Source organism: Lentzea sp. NPDC042327, from assembly GCF_040647275.1.
GTDB lineage: Bacteria > Actinomycetota > Actinomycetes > Mycobacteriales > Pseudonocardiaceae > Lentzea.
Window position 1 is genome coordinate 1 of sequence record NZ_JBEZBX010000018.1, and the last position, 21,073, is coordinate 21,073.

Below are 21,073 nucleotides of genomic sequence, written 5' to 3' on the forward strand. Positions count from 1 at the left end.
CCGGCGGAGCGAAGCCCGGCGGAGCGAAGCCCGGCGGAGCGAAGCCCGGCGGAGCGAAGCCCGGCGGAGCGAAGCCCGGCGGAGCGAAGCCCGGCGGAGCGAAGCCCGGCGGAGCGAAGCCCGGCGGAGCGAAGCCCGGCAAGCCGGAGCCCGGCGGGGCGAAGGCCGGCGGGGCGAAGCCCGGTGCGGCGGAGGTCAGTGGTGCGAAGCCCGCAGGGGCGAAGCCCGCTGGAGCGCAGTCCGCTGGAGCGCAGTCCGGCAAGGCGGAGTCCGTGCGGTGCGCGGTCCGAGACAGCACCTGGTCCGGCGAACCGGACCAGGGCGAGGTGAGCCGTGACCGACGGAGAGCGGCGCCGTGCCGCGCGGGTGAGCGCGGCGCGGGGTGCGGGCGGTCTCATTGCGTCGCGGGCTTGGGGACCGGCACGCGGGACAGCACGTCGGCCAGCACCTCGGACGTCGTCACGCCCGCCAGCACGCTCTCCCTCGTCAGCACCAGGCGGTGTGCCAGCACCGGGTCCGCGATGTCCTGGACGTCCTGCGGCACCACGAAGTGCCGGCCCTTCGAGGCCGCGTACACCTGGGCGCAGCGCACCAGGGTCCGCAGGCCGCGGGTGGACGTGCCGAGGCGCAGGCGGTCGTCGGAGCGGGTGCCGGTGCCCAGGGCCGAGATGTACTGCAGGATCGGGTCGGCCACGTGCAGCAGCTGCAGGCGGCCGCTGAACGCGCTCACCTCGCGCGGTGAGGTCACGGTGCGGACGTCGGTGATGCGGCCGGCGCCGCTGCCGGGGCGCAGCACGTCCAGCTCGTCGGCGACCGCGGGGTAGCCGATGGAGGTGCGCAGCATGAAGCGGTCGAGCTGGGCCTCGGGCAGGCGGTAGGTGCCGTCGAGGTCGATCGGGTTCTGCGTGGCCACCACGAGGAACGGGTCGGGCACGGTGTGGCCGACGCCGTCGATCGTGACGGTCCGCTCCTCCATCACCTCGAGCAGCGCCGACTGGGTCTTGGCCGCGGCGCGGTTGATCTCGTCGGCCAGCACGATGTTCGCGAACACCGGGCCGGGGCGGAAGCGGATCTGGCCGGTCTGCGGGTCGTAGACCGACGTGCCGGTCACGTCGGAGGGCAGCAGGTCCGGCGTGAACTGCACGCGCCGCGACACCCCGCCCAGGGCGCCCGCCACGGCGCGCGCCAGCGTCGTCTTGCCGGTGCCCGGCACGTCCTCCAGCAGCACGTGGCCGCCCGCGAACATGGCCACCAGCACCAGGTCGACCACGTCCCGCTTGCCGCGCACCGCGGCCTCGACCGCGTCACCGAGGCGGGTGTGCAGGTCGCGGAAGGCCGAGACCTCGCCCGTGTCGATCACTGTTCCTCTTCCCTTCGCGGCTTGATCCGCAGCAGGAACGCCGCCGCGAGCAGGCCCAGGCCACCGGCGCCCATCGGGGCCGTCTCCACGCCGGCCGGTGCCATGCGCGGGATGCACGACGGCTTGCCGGCGCACTCGTCGTAGGTGAACAGCGTGGTCCGCGCGGCCGAGTCGACCTGGCCGCCGCCGGAGGCCGCGTAGGCGCGCACGACGATCCGGTTGCTGCCCTCGTCCACGTCGATCGTCGCCGACGTGGCGTTGCACGGGATGCCGACCGCGAAGCCGTACGTCACGTTGACGACCTCGCAGCGCCCGTTGTGGCTCGCCCAGTCCGGGGGCGGGGCCATGGTCACGCGGCGCGTCGGGATCGTCCGCGCACCGGTGAGCCCGGTGATCACCGTGGCACCCGCGCTCGGCAACGACGGCGGAGGCGGTGGCGGAGGCGGAGGCGGCGGAGGCGTGGTCGTTGTGGTCGTCACGACCGGCGGCGGGGGCGGTGGCGGCGGAGGGGGCGTGGTCGTCGTCGTGGTGGGCGGTGGAGGCGGGGGCGGGGTGTTCGGCGGCGTCACCGTGAACGCGGCCATGCCCGCGGCACCGGCGGCGGTCGCCGTCGACGCGCGCACCGTCACGTCCAGCCTGCCGTTCGTGCAGAACGTCGAACCCGCGCACGGCAGCGACAGCTCGGCCGTCGTGCCCGCCACCTGGGCCGACTTCGAGCCGCCGGTGAACGAGCCGGAGCCCGACACCGTGTAGCCCGCGATCGGCTCGGCCGACGCCGGCGCGGTCCAGCTCACCGTCACGACGAGCGCCGAGGAGCTGCGCGACTTCTCCCGCACGGACACACCGGCGGGCGCACCGGGAGCGGCACCACCCGCGGAAGGCGTCGTGGTGGTGGTCACCGGCGGCGGCGACACCTCGGTCGTCGGGCCGCTGCCGTCCGGGGTGCCGCCGGGGTTGCGCGGCGGCTTCGTCGGCTCGTTCGGGTTCGGCGGCGGGGGCGGCGGCACCGACGGCGGCGGCGAGCGGTCCGGGTCCTTCACCGGCAGCTCGGGCGAGCGGATCGTCAGCGAGCGGGTCGCGCCGTCGGCGTCGACCAGCACACCGGTCGAAGAGCCCGGCACGTTCACGAACAGCCGGCCGTCGTCGAACACCAGCTCCGGGTCGGACCCGCCAGCGGTGCGCACGTCGTCACCGCCGCGCTTGCCGCCGCGGTCGAGCACGATGACCTTGCCGGACCCCTTGCAGGGCACGTAGACCTTGTCGCGGAACACCGCGGGACGGCCGGGCTTCGGGCAGCCCAGCGAGCCGACGTCGACGCGCAGCACGTCGCGGCCCACGACCAGCACGACGACCGACGACGACGGGACCGAGGCGGGCACGAGGTCGAGCGGCGCGAGCTGCGCGGCGATCACCTCGGCGTCCAGTCGGCCGGTCGAGGCGGAGACGTCCTCGCCGGTGCCGTCGCGCACCACGACGCCTCCGTCCAGGCCGAGCAGCGTCACGCCCTGGTCGTGCGGCACGAGCACGGTGCGCGGCCCGGCACCGGTGACCTGGCGGTGCGACCGCTCCTCGAACTTCTCCTCGTCCACCGACCAGTCGAGCGCGCGCAGGGTGCCGCCGTGGTCCACGACCCACAGCACGCCGCGCTCGTCCACCACGGCGTCCGCGAGCGGCTGCCCCGCCTGCCACGTCTGGCCGACGTCGTCCAGCGTCAGCGGGTCGGCGGTGTGCACGGTGCCCGCTGCGCGGTCGACGACGAACACCAGCCCGTTCGCCACCAGCACCTTGCTCGTCGCTCCCGGCGGGGCCTGCCTGCGCCCGGAGGCGAGCAGCGTCGCGAGGTCGATGACGGTGATCTCGCCCGTGCGCCGGTCCAGCACGATCAGGCGCCCGTCCTCCTGGGCGATCTCCAGCTGCGAGTCCGGCCCGCTGATCTGCAGGCGGGTCTGCGGCTTGCCCGACACCGGGTTGACCTGCACGACCTCGCCGCGCTGGTCGTCGCCCAGCCAGGTGAGACCGTCGGAGACGTCCACCGAGGTGCGCGAGATGCCCTGCCCGAGCGCGGCGCCCGCGAGCACCAGCACGCCGAGCAGTGCCGCGACGAAGCTCGCCGACTCCCGCCCTCCACCGGAGATGATCCGTCTGATCCGGTGCCACCAAGCCATCGCGCACCCTCCCTCGCCCGCCGGGGATGCTAACCCCCTGCTCTGACAGCTTCGGACGGTGCTCGGTTCCCGGATCGCCCGGTCAGCCACACGGCCGACATGGACAACGGTAATGACGGGGTCTGACAATTCCGGATTCCGAATGGCACTGGACCGAACCGCTCAGCGCGGCAGACCGAACGGATCAACGCGGACACACGGCGGACGCCCTGCCGCGGAGCGCTCTCCTGAATACAGTGGACCCATGGAGATCCCCGGCATGGGACTGGCCAGGCAGGTGCTGGGCACCGCCGTCACGACGACGACCGCGGTGGCCGCGGTCCCCGGCCGCGTGCTCGACCTGATCGGCGAGGTGGAACAGCTCGTCCGCAAGGTCAACGGCACGATCGACGCGGTCGACGCCGTCGTCGCGCGGGCGGACGGCCTGGTGGAGCGCACCGGCAACGTCATAGCCGACGCGGAGAAGGCGGTCGACCAGGTGCGCGCGATCACCGCGAGCGCCGCGGACGTCGCAGAGCGCGCGGGTGGCGTCGTCGCGACGGCCGGGAGGACGGCGGACACCGCCGACGAGCTGATCCACATCTACGAGCCGATCGCGAAGCAGGCCCAGCCGCTCGCGAAGCGGTTCGTCGACGAGCTGTCGCCGCAGGAGATCGAGGCCGCGATCAGGCTGGTCGACGAGCTGCCCGCCCTCACCGAGCACCTGACCAGCGACATCTTGCCGATCCTGGCCACGCTCGACCGGGTCGGACCGGAGGTGCACCAGCTGCTGGAGGTCACGAGCGACGTCCGCCAGGCCATCCTCGGCATCCCCGGTTTCGGGTTCATGCGCCGGCGCGGCGAGAAGAAAGAGGAGGAAGAGGGTGTGAAGGACGGCGAGAACGGGTAGCCGCTTCGACATGACCGGTCTGAGACATGAAGATCAGCTCACGTGGTGGCTGCTGAGCGGCATCTTCGCCCTGCTGGCCGCGGTGAACGTCGGCCTCGCCGTCACCGAGAGCGCGACCTGGCCCTACGCGCTCGCGACCGTGCTGCTCGCCGCGAGCGCGTGGAGCGCCCGGCAGGCGTTCAGGCCCTTCCCGTCTTCTGGTGCGTCAGGTTCGACGCGACCCCGAATCGGAACGCCCGCACCCGATACGTCGCGTTTTTCTCGTCTGGGAGTGTGATCAGCCCGAACGAGGTGACGTCCGGGTCGAGCTGCGCCGCGACGCGGTAGTCCGCCGCACCCGCGGGCCTGAGCTCGATCAGGTACCCCTCCTCGTCGGACGCGTGGTCCTCCCACGTGAACAGGATGCCGTTCGCGTGCTTGACCTCCGCCTTCAGCACGCCCGGCGCCGCCTCCGGTGACGACACCGGGTGCGTGCCCCCGCCGGTCCTGCGCGGTTCCGCCCATTCGTGGCCATCGGTCTCCGGCACCTCCTCCCCCGGTGGCAGCGCGACGTCCACGGTGTCCGTGGCCGGTCCGGTGAACGGCCGGACCCGGTAGTAGAACTGCGTCTCCGGGATCAGGTCCGGGTGCTCGTAGGTGTTCTTGCCCGGCGGCGCGAACTCCAGCACCGCGTACTCGCCGTCGGCCGCGTTCGCGTACTCGACGACCTGCCCGGCCGCCCCCGCCTCCGGACGCCAGTGCAGCGTCACGTCGACCGGCGAGGTCAGCTCGGACGTCAGCGCGGGGGCCTGCTGCCCCTGGCCACAGGCAGCCAGGAACAGCAGGACCGCCAACCACGTGTGCCGTCGGGTCACTTGCGCCAGAACCGAATGTTGCTCCAGACGACCGTGGCAGGTCCTTGGCCGCTGGAGGTCCGATAAGCGCCGAACTTGTCGTAGAAGCTCGTACCCGAGCTCGCATAGGTGTGCTTGCGCGAGCCGTTGATGTACGTGCGGTGCTCGGTGGCCGTGTTGTGCACGGTGTTCACCCGCACGGTCGTGCCCACGGTCGCGCCGGTCGCGATGGTGTCGCCTCCGTGCACGGCGTAGAGCCGGCCGCCGCGTTCCACGGCGAGCATCCAGAACGGTCCCGCGGTGGGCCCTTCCCGGAACGTCTGCTTGAGACTGACGCGGGTGCCGCCGAGACTGGTGATCCGGAAGCTCCCCTCGAACTGCCGCGTGCCGCCGGAGTAGGTGGCGTACCGGCGTTCGGCGCGCTGGTCTCCGCTCGCGGTGGAGCAGGTCAGCCGGAACGTCAGGTCGTCGACCGTGCCGCAACCGCGTTCCTGGACGGTGAACGATGGTGAGTAACCGGTCCACGGACCGGTTTCCACCTGGGCCTGCGCGGGCGAACCCGCCACGAGCAGACCGGTTGCCGCTGCGATCCCCGCGACGGTGCGGAGTCGTGTGGACATACCGATTCCTCCTCAAGACGTGCTGAGGACAGCACGTTTTCTCAGGGGGCGGTAGCGGCAGCGTAGCCGATAATGATCGGATGTTCGACCTCCACCGGCTGCGGCTGCTGCGCGAGCTCTCCAGAAGGGGAACGCTCGCGGCGGTCGCGCAGGCGCTGAACTACAGCCCGTCCTCGGTCTCGCAGCAGTTGTCGTTGCTGGAGAACGAGGTCGGCGTGCCGTTGCTGGAGCCGGTCGGCCGCCGGGTGCGCCTGACCCCGCAGGCGGAGATCCTGGTGCGGCACACCGAGGAGGTCCTCACCCGGCTGGAGCAGGCCGAGTCCGAGGTCGCCGCGTCGCTGCACGAGGTGACCGGCACGCTGCGGGTCGCGACGTTCCAGACCGCGGCGCTCGCGCTGATCCCGGCGACCCTGGCGCGGATGCGCGACGAGCACCCGGCGCTGCGGGTCGAGTTCCAGGTGCTCGACCCGGCGGAAGCGCTGTCCGCCTTGAACGCCAGGGACTTCGACCTGGTGTTCGTGGAGGAGTGGCCGGACCAGCCGGAGGCGAGGTTCTCCGGCCTGGAGTACCGGGAGGTGTGCCGTGACCCGATCCGGCTCGCGGTCCCGCGTGGACTGCCCGCCGCCGAGGCCGCCGCGTTCCCGTGGATCATGGAGCCGGCCGGGATGCCGCAGCGGGTCTTCGGCGTGAACTGGTGCCGTCACAACGGTTACGAGCCGGACGTGCGGTTCTCCTCGACCGACGTGCTGGTGAAGCTGCGGTTCGTGGAACGGGGACTCGCGGTCGCGCTGCTGCCGGACCTGGTCTGGTACGACCGCGACGTCACCGTGGACCTGCACGAGCTGCCGGTGCCGCAGTCGCGGCTGCTGTTCACCGCGGCACGGGCAGGGCGAGGTCAGCATCCCGCGGTGCGGGCGTTCCGGGAGGCGCTGGCGCTGTCCACAGCGCCGCTCCGACCCCCGCGGTGATGACGAGCCCGACTGCGCACAGCGAGACCAGGTCCAGGTGCTGGCCGAGCAGCACCGCGCCGGCGAGCGCGGCCGCCGCCGGTTCCAGCGCGAGCACCACGCCGAACGTGCTGGCCTGCAACGTCTTCAGCGCCCTGATCTCCAGCGTGTAGGGGATCGCGGAGGCCAGCACCGCCACGAGCGTGCCCAGCAGCAAGATCCGCGGCTCGAACAACGCCGTGCCCGCCGTCGACAGCCCGTACGGCAGGGTCAGCGCCGCCGCGACGGCACTCGCGCCCGCGAGCCCGCCGGTGCCGAGGCCCAGCGTGGCGATGGTGCGGCCGGCGAGGACGTAGCAGGCCCAGAAAGCAGCGGCGACCAGCGCCAGCACGACGCCGACCAGGTCGAGGCCGGCACCGGTGTGCTCGCGCAGCCCCAGCACCACGACCCCGGCGAACGCGAGCCCGACCCACACGAAGTCCCTGGGCCTGCGGCTCAGGACGGCCGCGAGCCCCAGCGGCCCGAGGAACTCGATCGTGACCGCGACGCCGAGCGGGATGCGTTCGAGCGCGAGGTAGAACGTGCCGTTCATGCCGGCCATGGTCATGCCGAGCACAAGCGTCTCCTGGCGGAACTTCGGCCGCACCACCACTGCCAGCAGCAACGCCGCGATGCCCAGCCGCAGCGCCGTGGCCCCCGGCGCGCCGATCTGGCCGAAGAGCTGACTTGCGAACGCCGCGCCGAACTGCAGGAAGATGACCGAACCGAGGACCAGGAAGACCGCCATGGGCACAGCCTCGTTGACCAGGTCTCTTCGGTACAGCTCAAGTTTTCGAGCGATGTCGTTCGGTTTTTCCGAACGTTTAGACTGGCGGGTGCGATGAGACGCAAACCCTCCTCCCCACTCCCCCAGCGCAACGGCCTGGACGCGGCGCGCCTGAAGCTGCCGCCGGACGGCACGTGGCCGTCGTTGCGCGCGCACCTGGTCGAGCGCCTGCCGCGGGTGGCTCCCGAGCGCATCGAGGAGATGCTGCGCGAGGAGCGGATCTGGGGTGTCACGGGCCCGCTGGGCGTCGACGCGCCGTTCGTGCCGGACAGCTACATCTGGTTCCACCGCGACCTGCCGGTCGAGGTGCCGGTGCCGTTCTCCATCGGTGTCGTGCACCGGGACGACGACATCGTGGTCGCCGACAAACCGCACTTCCTCGCCACGATCCCACGCGGTCAGCACATCATGCAGACGGCGCTGGTGAGGCTGCGCGCCGAGCTGGGCCTGCCCGACCTCTCCCCCGCACACCGCCTGGACCGCGTCACGGCCGGGCTCGTGCTGTTCGTGGCCCGCCGGGAGCTGCGCGGCCGGTACCAGACGATGTTCCGCGACCGGGTGGTGCGCAAGGAGTACGAGGCGGTCGCGCCGGTGCGGCCCGACCTGGAGCTGCCGTGCGTGGTGCGGTCGCGGATCGTCAAAGAGCGCGGCATCATCACCGCGTTCGAGGAGCCCGGCGAGCCGAACGCGGAGACGCACGTGTCGCTGGTGGAGCAGCGCGGTGCGCTGGGGCGCTACCGGTTGCGGCCGCTGACCGGGCGCACGCACCAGCTGCGGCTGCACATGTCCGGTCTCGGCGTGCCGATCCTGAACGACGACTTCTACCCGGTGCTGCGGGAACGCCCGCTCGACGACTTCTCCTCGCCGTTGCAGCTGCTGGCCCGCACGCTGTCCTTCACAGACCCGGTCTCGGGCGTCGAGCGCTCGTTCACCTCGCGGCTGTCGTTGTCCGCCTGGTCATGAGACGTGCGTGCGCACGACTGGAATGCTGTGCTCCGGCCAGATCTCGCACATCCGCTCGTGCAGCCGCCGTGCGAGCGCGCTCGTCTTCGGGTGCGTCTCGGTGAACGCCGCCACCACCCGCGTGCGGAACATCAACCGGTCACGCGCGGTCGTGGTCGTCCACGCCCAGTCCTCCTCCACCACCCTGGCGAGGTGGTCGGTGCCGTCGCGGTGCAGCCGCCGCACGAGAGCGTCCCCCTGCACCAGCCAGCGCACGCACGCGTCCTCCAACGGCGCGGTGAACCCGCGTTCGGCGAAGTAGGCCTGTTCGGCGGCCTCCCGCAACGGTGCCGGTGTCTCGCTGACGAGCGCGCACGTCGGAAAGCCGATGCGGAGGTAGACGAGCTCGCTGAGGCCGTCGCCGAGCGCCGCTCCTTCGAGGTCCACGAACCGTGCGCCCCGGTCGGTGTACAGGTCGTTGCCGGGACAGGGATCGCCGTGCAGCAGGTCGAACCCGCCGGTGTCGGTGAACACCAGCTCGTCCTCGGCGCCACCGGTCTCGACTCCGAGTGCGTGGACCAGCCGCAGGAACGGCTCCGGGTCCGGTACCCGCTGGCGTGGCAGCAGACCGGCGTGCCGCGGACCGGTGGACATGTGCAGGCGGGCCAACGCCCGCGCGTAGTCGACCACCCAGTCCTCCCGCGGCGGCTCGGACTGCAACCGTTCGAGCACCACGGTCTGTGCGGCCTCGTCGACGTCGAGGACGCGCGGCACCACGCCGGTGTGCGCGGCCAGCCGCAGCGCGGTGACCTCGCGGGTGAAAGCGGCCGGATCGCCGATGACGCGTTTGACGATCCGGTCGCCGTCAGCCCACACGCTGGACCGCGGGTTGTCGTTCAGCAGCTCCACGGTCCCATCATCCTCAGGCGAGCGTGAGCGCGTACAGCTCCACCCGCGGGTCGTCCGGCAGCGTCACCGACCGCACGGTCTTGGCCGGGTCCAGCCGCAGCGACTGCCCGAACAACCGCACCGGCGGCCCGTCCACGCCCTGGCCCGCCTTGATCCGGTGCGGCATCTCCAGCACCGCGAGCCCACCGCCGGCCCAGTCCGGCACGGTGGCGGCGACCTCGGCGGAGGTGCCGTCGGTGTACCAGACGGTGAAGCCCGCCGACACCGGCCCGTTGTGCGAGGAGCCGACGACGTGCAGCCACGAGAACTGACCGGACGGCAGCAGCAGGCCCTGGCCGCGGGCCTCGACGAAGTTCGCCGCAGTGCCCGTCGGGTCCGGTGCCTGGTAGGTGATGCCGCCCCAGGTCACGGGTCCGGCGGGCGGCAGCAGCGCCTCGTCGTAGCTCCAGCCGCCGCCGTCGAAGTTGCCCGACGAGGACGCGGTGACGGACGCGGTGCCGTCGTGGTTGCGCTCCGGTGCGATGTCCACCGAGCACGCCGAGAACGCGCACAGCGCGGCCTGCTTGACCTCCACGGTGGCCTTGAGCTGCACCGCCTCGACCTTCACCGCCACCTCGTAGGTGCCCACCGGCGTGCCCGCGGGTACGGAGACCGTCAGCGGCACCGTCTTCTGCGTCGGCAGGCCGCGCGAGACGATCGCGAACGGCCGTGCGCCGGTCACCGCCCAGCCCGCGGGCGCGGTCACCTCCGGCCGCACCGTCGTGGCCGACGGTGACTGCGCCAGCACGTCGAGCTGCAGCGTCAGCGACTGCGCCGACTCGGAGGTGGGCATGACGACCTCGGTGCCGCGCAGCGAGGCGTTCAGCGACCGCCGCGAGTCCACCTTGCCGTCGTTGAGCGACGGCGGCTCGTCACCGCGGCTCGTGCCCCACGACGACGGTTTCGCCGACACCTCGTAGGACAGCTTCCCGCCGCGCTGCACCGTGGACCAGTCGACCCACGTCCTGCGCACGTCGCGGCCGTTGAACGACGCCGACTTCACGTACCGCACCGAGTCGGAGACACCGGGCGCGGTCACCGTCAGCGTGCCGCCCTGGGAGCCGTGCTGTCCGATCCGGACGGTCGCGGACGGGAACTGCGGTGACGACAGGGCCAGGAAACCCGAGCCGCTGAACGTCGGGTACAGGCCCAGCGACGAGAACACGTACCAGGCCGACATCGTGCCCAGGTCGTCGTTGCCGGTCATGCCGTCCGGGCCGGTGGTGAACAACGTCATCGCGGCCCGCACGACGGTCGCCGCCTTCGACGGCGTGCCCGTCCACAGGTACACGTACGGCGCCAGCAGGTCGGGCTCGTTGTTCGGGTTGTAGGTCGGCTTGCCGTAGTAGTCGTACGGCTCGGTGATCCAGTCCTGCCGTGCCGTGCCCGCCGGGTCGACGAGCAGCTTGTCGTAGGCGAAGAACGCGTCGAGCCGCTTCTCGGCCTCCCTGCGTCCGCCCATCAGCGAGATCAGCCCGGCCGGGTCCTGCGGCACCAGCCACTGGTACTGGTAGGCGCCGCCCTCGTGGAACTGGTGCGCGGCGTCGACCGGGTTGTACGGCGACAGCCAGGTGCCGGCGGCGGTGCGCGGCCGGAAGTGACCGGTCGAGGCGTCCCACAGGTTGCGGTACCACTGGCCGCGGTCGGCGAACATCCGCGCGTCCGAGCGGTGGCCGAGCCCCTTCGCCATCAACGCCAGCGACGCGTCCGCCGCCGAGTACTCCAGCGTGGCCGAGGCCGGGTGCACGCAGTCGTTGTCGCCGCCCTTGTGCGCGCAGTCCGTGCCCAGCTTCAAACCGGACGGGATGTAGCCGCGCTCGTTGTAGTGCTCGACGCCCGAACGCCCGTTGTAGGGCGAGTCGGCCGGCGGCAACGTCAGCGCGTTCTTGCGCAGCAACTGGTAGGTCTCCTCCTCGAAGCCCTTCAGCAGCCCCTTCTCCCACGCCTCGACCAGGAACGGCGTGACGGGGTCACCGGTCATGATGTTGGTCTCGGAGGACGCCAGCGCCCACCGCGGCAACCACCCGCCGTCGCGCCCGCCGGCCACGACGGACAGCGCCACGTCCCTGGCCACCCGTGGTTCGAGGACCTGCAGCAGCTGGTTCTGCGGCCGGTAGGTGTCCCACAGCGAGAAGTTCTGGTACGGCGTGTAGCCCTCGGCGGTGCGCACCTTCCCGTCGAACCCGGTGTACCTCCCGTCGACGTCTCCGGCGATGTTCGGGTGCAGCACGGAGTGGTAGAGCGCCGTGTAGAACGCGACCTGCCGCTCGCGCGTGCCGCCGGTGATCCGCACGGCGTCGAGCTGCTTCCTCCACACCGCCTTCGCCGCGGCCACCGCGGCGTCGAAGTCGAACGCGGGCGCCTCGGCGGCGAGGTTCTTCCGCGCGCCCTCCAGCCCGGTGTAGGACAGGCCGACCTTCAGCACGACGTCGCGGTCGGCCGTGGCGTCGAACGTGACCCACGCGCCGTTGCCACCCGTGCCGGCCGCGTCCCGCGACCCCGGCGTGGGCACGTTCCCCCGCCACGAGCCGAAGGACGCGAACGGCCGGTCGAACGTCGCCGTGAAGTACACGGTGTGCTCGTCCTTGCCCGCGCAGAACCGCCCGTTGCGCACGCGGCCCTCGATGGTCCGGTCGCCGACGACGTGGATCTCGGAGTCGAGCACGGTCTGGTTGGACTTGCCGGTGTTGAACAGGACGTTCGCGGCGCCGTTGGACGGGAAGGTGTACCTCTGCCAGCCGGTCCGCTGGGTCGCCGTGACCTCGGCGTTCACGCCGTACCGGGACAGCCCGACGCGGTAGTAGCCGGGCTGCGCTTGCTCGTCCGAGTGGCTGAACTCGGACTTGTAGGCGTTGATGTCAACGTTGTCAACGGACCCGACCGTCGGCATCACCGGCAGCTCGCCCATGACGCCGCACCCCACGCCCGAGAGGTGCGTCTGGGAGAAGCCGTAGATCGACGTGGCCTTGTAGTCGTAGCCGCCCTGACCTCCTGTGTCCGGGCTTACCTGCACCATTCCGAAGGGCACCGACGCTCCGGGGAACGTGTTGCCGAAGTTCTGCGTCCCCACGAAGGGGTTCACCAATGACGACGGGTCCTCCTGCGCCGGTGCCGCCTGCGCAGGAACTGTCAGACCCAGCAACAGCCCGGCTACAACCAGTGTCCGCATGGTCAGTCAGTATTGCCCGATCACCGCCACCCCGGCAGCTTCTGTCGTGTTTTGTCAGCCGGTGCGCAGCCGGCGAACCGCTTCCACCGACACGATCGCTGACAACTCCCCGGCACCGGGGTAAGCAGGAGGCATGCCCGTACAGCTCAACCACACCATCGTCCACGCCACCGACCAGGAGCGCTCCGCCCGCTTCCTCACCGACCTGCTGGGCCTGCCCGCCCCCGTGCGCTTCGGCCCGTTCCTCGTCGTCGAGGTCGCGAACGGCGTCTCGCTCGACTACGTGACCGCGCCCGGCCCGATCGCCGAGCAGCACTACGCGTTCCTCGTGACCGAGGACGAGTTCGACGAGGTCTTCGGCCGCATCCGGGAGCAGGGGCTCGAGCACTGGGCCGACCCGTTCCGCAGCCGCCCCGGCGAGATCAACCGCAACGACGGCGGCCGGGGCGTCTACTGGAGCGATCCGGACGGCCACACCCTGGAGATCATCACCCGGCCCTACGGGTCCGGCTCCTGACGGATCAGGCCCAAAAGGTATAGACCACCTCTTGTGCTCGGAGTGCCTGCCTGCCACCGTGAGAGCGGTAACACAGTGGGCGCGCAGATGCTCGGAGGAGTTGGTCCGCATGTTCTCCACACGCGCCGCCGCCCTGCTCGTCGCGCTGCTGGGCGTCTTCACGCTCGTGCAGCCGGCGACGGCGGCGCCGTTCATCGTCAGCGAGGCGCAGTTCAACCGGATGTTCCCGTCCCGCAACGGTTTCTACACCTACAGCGGCCTGCGGAACGCGATGGGCGCGTTCGGCTCGTTCGCGAACCAGGGCAGTGACACGGTCAAGAAGCAGGAGCTCGCGGCGTTCCTCGCGAACGTCTCGCACGAGACCGGCGGGCTCGTCTACATCCGCGAGATCAACCAGAGCGGTGACTACTGCGACGAGACCAAGCCCTACGGTTGTCCGGCGGGCACCAGGGCGTACTACGGCCGCGGCCCCATCCAGCTGTCGTGGAACTTCAACTACAAGGCCGCGGGCGACTACCTGGGCATCAACCTGCTGAGCAACCCCGACCAGGTCGCCACCAACGCCACCACGTCGTGGAAGACCGCGATCTGGTACTGGATGACGCAGAGCGGTCCCGGCACGATGACCCCGCACAACGCCATGGTCAACTCGCGCGGTTTCGGTCAGACCATCCGCAGCATCAACGGGTCGCTGGAGTGCGACGGCCGCAACCCGGGAACCGTCGAGAGCCGCGTCTCGAAGTACCGCTCGTTCACCGGGATCATCGGCGTCACGCCGGGTTCGAACCTGTACTGCTGAGGGTAGAAGAGGTCTAGACCCTTGACTGGTCTGGACCATTGATGCCAGTCTCAGCAGCACTGTTCACATCCTTGATCCCTCGGATGCGCAAAGACTCCAGAGGTGGGTGACCTTGCTGAAAAAACGCATCTTGGCGTCTCTCGCGGCGGGTGTGGTGGCGGCTTCCCTCGCCGTCATCGCGCCGACCGCGTCCTCTCAGGCAGAAGTGTCCGCGCAGGCCTGCACCTTCACGGACTGGGTCCAGGGCAAGTGGTACACCACCGGCTCGATCGTGAGGTTCGAAGGCAACTACTACGTCGCCGAGCACGACAACCCGGGCTACAGCCCGACGGTCTCCACCTGGTACTGGGAGCCGACGGGCTGTGACGGTGGTGGCGGCGGTGGCGGCGGCACCACCTGCAGCAGTGCGACCGACTGGGTGGCCGGCCGGCAGTACTACACCGGCAACATCGTGCGCTACAACGGTTCCTACTACATCGCCGAGCACGACAACCCCGGCTACGACCCGACGGTCTCCACGTGGTTCTGGGAGCCGCACAACTGCGGTGGCGGCGGCAACCCCGGTGGCTTCCCCGTCACCGAGGCCCAGTTCAACCAGATGTTCCCCGGCCGCAACAGCTTCTACACCTACCAGGGTTTCGTCGACGCGGCCCGCACCATCCCCGCGTTCGCCACGACCGGCAGTGACACGGTGAAGAAGCAGGAGGTCGCGGCGTTCCTCGCGAACGCGTCGCACGAGACCGGTGGCCTGGTCTACATCGAAGAGATCAACAAGAACAACGACCTCTGCGACGAGAGCCAGCCCTACGGCTGCCCGGCCGGTACCTACGCCTACTACGGCCGCGGTCCGATCCAGCTGTCGTGGAACTTCAACTACAAGGCCGCGGGCGACTACCTCGGCCTGAACCTGCTGCAGAACCCGTACCAGGTGGCGCAGAACTCCACGACCGCGTGGCGGACGGCGATCTGGTACTGGATGACGCAGCGCGGCCCCGGCACCATGACCCCGCACGACGCGATGGTCAACAGCGCCGGCTTCGGTCAGACGATCCGCAGCATCAACGGGTCACTGGAGTGCGACGGCCGCAACCCGGCGCAGGTGCAGAGCCGCGTCTCGAAGTACCAGTCGATCACCGGCATCATCGGTGTGACGCCGGGCGGCAACCTGTACTGCTAGGACTTGAGCTGTCCTGGTTCGCTGTCAGCTTCACTTCATGACCATGGAGCTGGACGAACTGCTGCACGAGCTGAACGACCAACGCAAGACCTTCCGCGTCACCGTGCGGGGTCTGACCGCTGCGGAGGCCGCGAAGCGCACGACCGCCAGCGAGCTCACGCTGGGTGGGTTGCTCAAGCACCTCACCCGGTGTGAGCGCGGCTGGACGCACATCCTCACCGAGCAGCCCCTGCCCCCGCCCGGGATGCTGGACTTCGACCAGTACACCTGGACGGGCGGCGACTTCGACGCGCTGCTCGCGTCCTACGACGAAGCGGTGCGCGCGACCGACGAGGCCGTGCGCACCGCTTCGCTCGACCACCCGGTGCCGTTGCCGTCCGCGCCCTGGGACCCGGACCCGCGGCCGATGTCGATCCGCCGGATCGTGCTGCACCTGATCAGGGAGACCGCGCAGCACGCGGGCCACGCGGACATCCTGCGCGAGTCGCTGGACGGCCAGTCGACCACGGCGTTCCTGTACGAGGACTGAGCACCTGGCCAGAAGCCTCGCCCGCCGTTGCTGCCCAGGCGTCTGCTCAGCCCCGGAAGGGGACTAGCTCGCGAGCTGTTCCTTCACCTGCGCCAGCGACGGGTTCGTGAGCGCCGTGCCGTTCGGGAAGTGGACGGTGGGCACCGTGCGGTTGCCGCCGTTCACGCTCATCACGAAGTCGGCCGCGCCGGGCGTCTCCTCGATGTTGATCTCCGCGTACTCGATGCCCTCGCGGTCGAGCGAGCTCTTCAGGATGCGGCAGTACCCGCACCACGAGGTGGAGTAGACGGTCAGCTGGTCCGGAGCCATCAGGCACTCCTCGTCGAGTCGTCGGACGTCACCGTTGTCAACGTGCGGCGGGAGCGCCTGATGCCGGGATGAGCGCCAGATCACTCCGGCGTGGGCCGCCGCGCTGCTCCGGCGAGGCGGCTTTCGCTCGTTCAGAGCAGCCGCGGCGATCGTCAGACAACCGTCAGGTCAATTCCGCCCGCGGTCGGCGAGCATGGTTCGCGCACACCCCGAAATCATCCGGAAACGCGATCGGTTCCCATTCCGCCGCCGGTTCCGCACCCCAGGAAAGAAAGGCTGGCCATGCTGAAAACGCTGGCGGCTGCCGCCCTCGCGCTGTCCGCGGTCGTCGTTGCCGCGCCCGCCGCCCAGGCGGTTCCCGACGTCCCCGACTTCGTCACGATCGACGTGGTCACCGTGAACGGTTCCGGCTGCCCCGCCGGTACCGCCGCCGTCGCCTCCGCCGACGACCGCACGGCGTTCACGGTGACCTACAGCCAGTACCTCGCGCAGGCGGGGCAGGGCTCCGCGCCCACCGACTTCCGCAAGAACTGCCAGCTCAACCTGCGCGTCACCTACCCGCAGGGCTTCACGTTCGGCATCGCCCAGGCCGACTACCGCGGCTTCGCCCACCTGCAGGCGGGAGCCACCGGGACGGAGAAGGGGAACTACTACTTCCAGGGCATGTCCCAGACCGCCAGCCGCACCCACACGTTCACCGGCCCGAAGAGCGACAACTGGCAGGCGACCGACCGTGCGCAGGTGGCGGAAATCATTTACGCGCCCTGCGGTGAGGTCCGGCACCTCAACATCAACACCGAACTGCGCGTGAACGCGGGAACCGCGTCGAAGGCGAACAGCTTCATGACGATGGATTCCACCGACAGCAGCGTCAGCACCAAGTACCAGTTCTCCTGGAAGCGCTGCTGACAGCTGCGTCCACCGCCGCCGGTCTTTGTCGGATTCCAGTCGGAAAGGTGCCCCATGCTCAACGCAGTGGCCGCGGCCGTGCTCGCGACGTCGACGATCATCATCCCGCCGGGAGGCGCACCCGGCACCACGCCTCCGCCGGACCACATCACCATCGACGTCGTGACCATCAACGGGTCGGGCTGCCGGGCCGGCACGGCCGCCGTCGCCGTGTCCCCCGACAACAAGGCCTTCACCGTCACCTACAGCGAGTTCATGGCCCAGGTCGGCCCGCAGGCCCTGCCGACCGACTTCCGCAAGAACTGCCAGCTCAACCTGCGCGTCAACGTGCCGTCCGGCTTCACCTACGGCATCTCCTCGACCGACTACCGCGGGTTCGCGCACCTCGAACGCGGCGCCACTGCCCTGGAGCGGGCCAACTACTACTTCCAGGGCATGTCGCAGACCGAGTACAGGCAGCACAACTACAAGGGCCCGTTCAGCGACGACTGGCAGGCGACCGACACGACCGACGTGGCCGCGATCGTCTACCACCCGTGCGGTGAGAAGCGGAACTTCAACATCAACACGGAGCTGCGGGTCAGCGCGGGCACGTCCGACCCGAAGAAGACCACCAGCTTCATCGCGATGGACTCGACCGACGGGTCGATCGAGACGACGTACCACTTCGCGTGGAAGCTCTGCACCCCCAGGACGTGACACCCGGTCAGGGAGCTCCGGGTCGCGCACCGACGCGGCCCGGGGTTTCCGTTCTCAGATCAGGAAGCGGTACGCGGTCGACCCCGGCTCCACGTGCTGGATCTTGAGCGGGGACTCCTTCATCCGCCCCCACAGCAGGTCGTAGTCCTCGCGCCGGCCCAGCTCGATGCACACGAGCGCGGCACCGGTCTCCCGGTTGTCCCGCTTCACGTACTCGAACTGCACGATGTCGTCGTCCTTGCCGAGCACGTCGTCGAGGAACCGCCGCAGCGCACCCGGCTCCTGCGGGAACTCCACCAGGAACCAGTGCTTGAGGCCGCGGTGGATCATCGACCGCTCGACGATCTCGGCGTAGCGCGACACGTCGTTGTTGCCGCCGGAGAGCAGGCAGACGACCGTCGCGTCCGGCGCGACCGAGATCTCCTCCAGCAGCGCCGCCGAGGCGAGCGCGCCCGCGGGCTCGGCGATGATGCCGTCGATCTGGTACAGCTCCAGCATCTCCGTGCAGACCGCGCCCTCGGCGACGGTGAGCAGCTCGGCACCGGAGTCGCGCACCATCGGGAACGTGACGTCGCCCGCGCGCCGCACGGCCGCACCGTCGACGAACGTGTCCACCTCGGGCAGCGTGACCGGGTGGCCCGCCTGCATCGCGGCGATCATGCTGGCCGCGCCCGCGGGTTCCACGCCGATGACGCGGGTGCGCGGGAAGCGCTCCTTGAACCAGGTGCCGACGCCGGAGAGCAGGCCGCCGCCGCCGACCGGGGCGATGACCACGTCCGGGGCGCCACCGAGCTGCTGCACGATCTCCAGGCCCACCGTGCCCTGGCCCGCGACCGTGCGCGCGTCGTCGAACGCCGGCACGAGGGTGGCGCCGGTGTGCTGGGCGTACTCCTTGGCCAACGCCGCCGCGTCGTCGTAGGTGTCGCCGTCGACGATGAGCTGCACCATGCCCTGGCCGAGGGCGGCGATGCGGTCGCGCTTCTGGCGGGGCGTGGTGCGCGGCACGTGCACGCGGCCCTCGATGCCCAGGCGGCGGCACGCGTACGCCATGCCCTGGCCGTGGTTGCCCGCCGACGCGCAGACCGCGCCGCCGAAGGCGAACTCGGTCTGGCAGAGCAGGTTGAAGGCGCCGCGCAGCTTGTACGAGCGGCCGACCTGGAGATCCTCGCGCTTGAACCAGACGCGGGCGCCGGTGCGCTCGGACAGCCGCTGGTTCACCTCCAGCGGGGTCGTGCGAGCGACTCCACCGAGCCGGGCTGCGGCCGCGGACACCTCATCAGCGAAGGACATGACACTACATCTTCCGTGAACGACTCGGGTCTGGCACGCGTACCCCTGGAAGACAGGGAGGTGCCGAATTGTTTCGCCTTGTGGGCGTGTCAGCGCTGCTCATGATGCTCTCCGCGGTTCCCGCGCACGCCCATGGCGCGCCCACCGACCCACCGAGCAGGGCTTTTCTCTGCTCACCGGGCCGGCAGACAGCATCATCCTCGCCGTGCCGGACCGCCATCGCAGCGGGGTTGCCGTCCACGGAGTGGGATGACGTCCGGCTGGCGAACGTCGCCGGGCAGGACACCGCGCGCGTGCCCGACGGCAAGCTGTGCAGCGCCGGGCTGCCGAGGTACGCGGGCCTGGACCAGCCGCGCGCCGACTGGCCGGCCACCCGGCTGACGAGCACGGCGTTCACCTACCGGGCGACGATCCCGCACCAGGGCTCGTTCCGGTTCTACGTCACCCGCGACGGCTACTCCCCGGCCCGGCCGCTGCGGTGGGCGGACCTGGAGCAGTTCCTGACCGTGCCCTCTCCCCCGCTGGTGAACGGCGCGTACCGGTTCACGGTGCAGCTGCCGAAGCGAACGGGCCGGCACGTCGTCTACACGGTCTGGCAGAACACCGACACGCCCGACACCTACTACTCGTGCACGGACGTCGAGCTCGCGGCAGCACCCGCGACCGCTTCGGCACGGAAGCCCGTCCCCGTTGCGTCGAGCACCGAACAACCTCCTTCCGCCACAACGAGGATCGGGCTGTCGGCGGTGATCGGAGCGGTCGGCGGGCTCGCGGTCCTCGGCGGCTTCCTGTTGTGGCGCAGAAGAATTCTGTGAACGTCCCGGTACCCAACAGGTCTGGACCACCCTTACGATGATCTTCGGGCGCGCAACCCCTGTGAGATGGAGTGTGTGCCCCCATGGCCCGAAAACTGCTGGCGTTGCTGGCGATGCTCGCCGCGGCACTCGTCCCGGTCGCCGTCCCGGCACCGGCCCAGGCCGCCCCGTTCAAGGTGCTGGCGTTCTACAACGGCACGTTCGACGCGGCGCACGTCGCCTTCGTCAACGAGGCGAACCCGTGGCTGACCCGCGCGGGCCAGGAGAACGGCTTCACCTACGAGGCGACGCGGGACTGGAACCGCCTGGCCACCCTCACGCCCGCTCAGGCGCAGGTCGTGGTGTTCCTCGACGACGCGCCCACCGGTGCCGCGGCCCGTGCCGGGTTCCAGCGGTACGTGGAGGCCGGCGGCGGGTTCTTCGGCTTCCACGTCAGCGCGTTCACCCAGAACGCGAACGAGTGGTCCTGGTACCACAACACGTTCCTGGGCAAGGGCAACTTCGTGAGCAACACCTGGGAGCCCACCACGGCGGTGCTGAAGGTCGAGACCCGCACCCACCCGGCGACCCTGCGCCTGCCGGAGCGCTTCACGTCGTCGGTCAGCGAGTGGTACAGCTGGTCGCGCGACCTGCGCACCAACCCGGACGTCCAGGTGCTGGCGAGCGTCGACCCGTCGAGCTTCCCGCTCGGCACCGACCCGAACCAGCAGTGGCGCAGCGGCTACTACCCGATCATGTGGACCAACAAGAACTTCAAGATGGTCTACGCGAACTTCGGCCACAACGCCATGGACTACGTGAACAACGTCCCGAGGTCCTCGACGTTCGCCTCCGCCACGCAGAACGACTTCCTGGTCGACAGCCTGCTGTGGCTGGGCGGCGGCACCCGGCAGCCGCAGCCGGAGTGGAAGACCCTCGTCAACCGCGGCAACGGCAAGTGCGTCGACGCCCGCGCCGCCGGTACCGGCAACGGCACCGTCGTGCAGCAGTACACCTGCAACTCCACCACCGCCCAGAACTTCCGCGCGGTGGCCACCACCGACGGCTTCTCCCGGCTGGAGTACCGCAACAACCCCGCGAAGGTGGTCGACGTGAGCGACGTGTCCACCGCGGACGGCGCCGGCCTGCACCTGTGGGACTACGTCGGCGGCGCCAACCAGCAGTGGCGGGTGACCACCGGGTCCGACGGCTACTCGACGATCGTCGCGCGGCACTCGGGCAAGTGCCTGTCGGCGCCGGCCGGGAACAACGCCGACGGGGTGCAGCTGGTGCAGGCGACGTGCACCGGCTCGGCCGCGCAGAGCTTCCGGATCGGCTGACCGGCCGGGTC

20 protein-coding genes and 1 pseudogene are annotated in these 21,073 nt (G+C 70.5%); 11 read left to right on the forward strand and 10 right to left on the reverse strand.

The genetic code is table 11. From position 1 onward, the window contains the following. From AB0A63_RS34200 to AB0A63_RS34210, 3 genes and pseudogenes are all read right to left on the reverse strand, one after another. A pseudogene (locus tag AB0A63_RS34200) lies at positions 1–63 on the reverse strand (pentapeptide repeat-containing protein); the annotation flags it as partial. Positions 64–394: 331 nt separating this feature from the next. After that, complete coding sequence (locus AB0A63_RS34205) at positions 395–1,360, reverse strand: MoxR family ATPase (protein WP_360398617.1); 966 nt, start codon at positions 1,358–1,360, stop codon at positions 395–397. Next, positions 1,357–3,525, reverse strand: a complete 2,169-nt coding sequence (locus AB0A63_RS34210; protein ID WP_360398619.1) for a hypothetical protein — start codon at positions 3,523–3,525, stop codon at positions 1,357–1,359. Before AB0A63_RS34210 ends, AB0A63_RS34205 begins: the two co-directional genes overlap by 4 nt. 244 nt (positions 3,526–3,769) lie before the next feature. Between AB0A63_RS34210 and AB0A63_RS34215 the strand changes: the two genes are divergently transcribed. Further along, complete coding sequence (locus AB0A63_RS34215; protein ID WP_360398621.1) at positions 3,770–4,414, forward strand: hypothetical protein; 645 nt, start codon at positions 3,770–3,772, stop codon at positions 4,412–4,414. A 179-nt stretch (positions 4,415–4,593) separates the two neighbouring features. On the opposite strand, the gene AB0A63_RS34220 is transcribed toward AB0A63_RS34215, so the two are convergent. Together AB0A63_RS34220 and AB0A63_RS34225 are read right to left on the reverse strand one after the other, a co-directional pair. Further along, positions 4,594–5,268, reverse strand: coding sequence for a fibronectin type III domain-containing protein (locus tag AB0A63_RS34220; protein WP_360398623.1), 675 nt, complete (start codon positions 5,266–5,268; stop codon positions 4,594–4,596). Continuing rightward, positions 5,265–5,867 carry a hypothetical protein gene (locus AB0A63_RS34225; protein ID WP_360398625.1) on the reverse strand — a complete coding sequence of 201 codons (603 nt, stop codon included), beginning with the start codon at positions 5,865–5,867 and terminating at the stop codon, positions 5,265–5,267. Before AB0A63_RS34225 ends, AB0A63_RS34220 begins: the two co-directional genes overlap by 4 nt. Positions 5,868–5,947: 80 nt before the next feature. On the opposite strand from AB0A63_RS34225, the gene AB0A63_RS34230 reads away from it, so the two are divergent. Next, positions 5,948–6,835 (forward strand): LysR substrate-binding domain-containing protein, encoded by an 888-nt coding sequence (locus AB0A63_RS34230; RefSeq protein ID WP_360398627.1) that lies wholly within the window; start codon positions 5,948–5,950, stop codon positions 6,833–6,835. Here the strand turns inward: AB0A63_RS34230 and AB0A63_RS34235 are convergent. After that, positions 6,738–7,601: an EamA family transporter gene (locus AB0A63_RS34235; protein ID WP_360398629.1), complete on the reverse strand. Its 864-nt coding sequence runs from the start codon at positions 7,599–7,601 to the stop codon at positions 6,738–6,740. The genes AB0A63_RS34230 and AB0A63_RS34235 overlap by 98 nt on opposite strands. A 93-nt stretch (positions 7,602–7,694) precedes the next feature. Here AB0A63_RS34235 and AB0A63_RS34240 point away from each other — a divergent pair, with 93 nt between their 5' ends. Next, a complete protein-coding gene (locus AB0A63_RS34240; RefSeq protein ID WP_360398631.1) occupies positions 7,695–8,603 on the forward strand; it encodes an RluA family pseudouridine synthase in 909 nt (302 codons plus the stop codon). Here the strand turns inward: AB0A63_RS34240 and AB0A63_RS34245 are convergent. Next, positions 8,598–9,491: a hypothetical protein gene (locus AB0A63_RS34245; protein WP_360398633.1), complete on the reverse strand. Its 894-nt coding sequence runs from the start codon at positions 9,489–9,491 to the stop codon at positions 8,598–8,600. The two genes, AB0A63_RS34240 and AB0A63_RS34245, sit on opposite strands and share 6 nt — an antisense overlap. Before the next feature lie 13 nt (positions 9,492–9,504). After that, positions 9,505–12,699, reverse strand: a complete 3,195-nt coding sequence (locus AB0A63_RS34250) for a GH92 family glycosyl hydrolase (RefSeq protein ID WP_360398635.1) — start codon at positions 12,697–12,699, stop codon at positions 9,505–9,507. 133 nt (positions 12,700–12,832) lie between these two features. Here AB0A63_RS34250 and AB0A63_RS34255 point away from each other — a divergent pair, with 133 nt between their 5' ends. From AB0A63_RS34255 to AB0A63_RS34270, 4 genes are all read left to right on the forward strand, one after another. Beyond that, on the forward strand, positions 12,833–13,216 hold the full coding sequence (locus tag AB0A63_RS34255) for a VOC family protein (RefSeq protein WP_360398637.1): 384 nt from the start codon (positions 12,833–12,835) through the stop codon (positions 13,214–13,216). Positions 13,217–13,325: 109 nt separating this feature from the next. Beyond that, positions 13,326–14,015: a chitinase gene (locus AB0A63_RS34260; RefSeq protein WP_360398639.1), complete on the forward strand. Its 690-nt coding sequence runs from the start codon at positions 13,326–13,328 to the stop codon at positions 14,013–14,015. Between the two features lie 112 nt (positions 14,016–14,127). Next, complete coding sequence (locus AB0A63_RS34265; RefSeq protein WP_360398641.1) at positions 14,128–15,192, forward strand: glycoside hydrolase family 19 protein; 1,065 nt, start codon at positions 14,128–14,130, stop codon at positions 15,190–15,192. A 37-nt stretch (positions 15,193–15,229) separates the two neighbouring features. Further along, the gene (locus AB0A63_RS34270; protein WP_360398643.1) at positions 15,230–15,721 is read left to right on the forward strand and encodes a DinB family protein; all 492 of its coding nucleotides are present in this window, start codon (positions 15,230–15,232) and stop codon (positions 15,719–15,721) included. 63 nt (positions 15,722–15,784) lie between these two features. On the opposite strand, the gene AB0A63_RS34275 is transcribed toward AB0A63_RS34270, so the two are convergent. Continuing rightward, positions 15,785–16,030, reverse strand: a complete 246-nt coding sequence (locus tag AB0A63_RS34275; protein WP_360398645.1) for a mycoredoxin — start codon at positions 16,028–16,030, stop codon at positions 15,785–15,787. A 282-nt stretch (positions 16,031–16,312) separates the two neighbouring features. Between AB0A63_RS34275 and AB0A63_RS34280 the strand changes: the two genes are divergently transcribed. Together AB0A63_RS34280 and AB0A63_RS34285 are read left to right on the forward strand one after the other, a co-directional pair. Then, positions 16,313–16,939 (forward strand): DUF4360 domain-containing protein, encoded by a 627-nt coding sequence (locus tag AB0A63_RS34280; RefSeq protein ID WP_360398647.1) that lies wholly within the window; start codon positions 16,313–16,315, stop codon positions 16,937–16,939. 54 nt (positions 16,940–16,993) lie between these two features. Next, positions 16,994–17,638: a DUF4360 domain-containing protein gene (locus AB0A63_RS34285; RefSeq protein WP_360398649.1), complete on the forward strand. Its 645-nt coding sequence runs from the start codon at positions 16,994–16,996 to the stop codon at positions 17,636–17,638. Between the two features lie 54 nt (positions 17,639–17,692). Here AB0A63_RS34285 and ilvA read toward each other — a convergent pair whose 3' ends face one another. Beyond that, positions 17,693–18,928, reverse strand: a complete 1,236-nt coding sequence (ilvA, locus tag AB0A63_RS34290) for a threonine ammonia-lyase IlvA (protein ID WP_360398651.1) — start codon at positions 18,926–18,928, stop codon at positions 17,693–17,695. A gap of 104 nt (positions 18,929–19,032) precedes the next feature. Here ilvA and AB0A63_RS34295 point away from each other — a divergent pair, with 104 nt between their 5' ends. Then, positions 19,033–19,743, forward strand: a complete 711-nt coding sequence (locus AB0A63_RS34295) for a lytic polysaccharide monooxygenase (RefSeq protein ID WP_360398870.1) — start codon at positions 19,033–19,035, stop codon at positions 19,741–19,743. Between the two features lie 83 nt (positions 19,744–19,826). Next, positions 19,827–21,062: a ThuA domain-containing protein gene (locus AB0A63_RS34300; protein ID WP_360398653.1), complete on the forward strand. Its 1,236-nt coding sequence runs from the start codon at positions 19,827–19,829 to the stop codon at positions 21,060–21,062. The last annotated feature ends 11 nt before the right edge of the window (positions 21,063–21,073 follow it).

Excerpts from the sequence above, each read along its gene's own strand:
- AB0A63_RS34270 (WP_360398643.1), top strand. The coding sequence starts at position 15,230 with ATGACCATGGAGCTGGACGAACTGCTGCACGAGCTGAACGACCAACGC.
- AB0A63_RS34255 (WP_360398637.1), top strand. The coding sequence starts at position 12,833 with ATGCCCGTACAGCTCAACCACACCATCGTCCACGCCACCGACCAGGAG.
- AB0A63_RS34295 (WP_360398870.1), top strand. The coding sequence starts at position 19,033 with ATGCTCTCCGCGGTTCCCGCGCACGCCCATGGCGCGCCCACCGACCCA.
- AB0A63_RS34240 (WP_360398631.1), top strand. The coding sequence starts at position 7,695 with ATGAGACGCAAACCCTCCTCCCCACTCCCCCAGCGCAACGGCCTGGAC.
- AB0A63_RS34230 (WP_360398627.1), top strand. The coding sequence starts at position 5,948 with ATGTTCGACCTCCACCGGCTGCGGCTGCTGCGCGAGCTCTCCAGAAGG.
- AB0A63_RS34300 (WP_360398653.1), top strand. The coding sequence starts at position 19,827 with ATGGCCCGAAAACTGCTGGCGTTGCTGGCGATGCTCGCCGCGGCACTC.
- AB0A63_RS34250 (WP_360398635.1), bottom strand. The coding sequence starts at position 12,699 with ATGCGGACACTGGTTGTAGCCGGGCTGTTGCTGGGTCTGACAGTTCCT.
- AB0A63_RS34210 (WP_360398619.1), bottom strand. The coding sequence starts at position 3,525 with ATGGCTTGGTGGCACCGGATCAGACGGATCATCTCCGGTGGAGGGCGG.
- AB0A63_RS34235 (WP_360398629.1), bottom strand. The coding sequence starts at position 7,601 with ATGGCGGTCTTCCTGGTCCTCGGTTCGGTCATCTTCCTGCAGTTCGGC.
- AB0A63_RS34215 (WP_360398621.1), top strand. The coding sequence starts at position 3,770 with ATGGAGATCCCCGGCATGGGACTGGCCAGGCAGGTGCTGGGCACCGCC.
- AB0A63_RS34275 (WP_360398645.1), bottom strand. The coding sequence starts at position 16,030 with ATGGCTCCGGACCAGCTGACCGTCTACTCCACCTCGTGGTGCGGGTAC.
- ilvA (WP_360398651.1), bottom strand. The coding sequence starts at position 18,928 with ATGTCCTTCGCTGATGAGGTGTCCGCGGCCGCAGCCCGGCTCGGTGGA.
- AB0A63_RS34280 (WP_360398647.1), top strand. The coding sequence starts at position 16,313 with ATGCTGAAAACGCTGGCGGCTGCCGCCCTCGCGCTGTCCGCGGTCGTC.
- AB0A63_RS34285 (WP_360398649.1), top strand. The coding sequence starts at position 16,994 with ATGCTCAACGCAGTGGCCGCGGCCGTGCTCGCGACGTCGACGATCATC.
- AB0A63_RS34260 (WP_360398639.1), top strand. The coding sequence starts at position 13,326 with ATGTTCTCCACACGCGCCGCCGCCCTGCTCGTCGCGCTGCTGGGCGTC.
- AB0A63_RS34225 (WP_360398625.1), bottom strand. The coding sequence starts at position 5,867 with ATGTCCACACGACTCCGCACCGTCGCGGGGATCGCAGCGGCAACCGGT.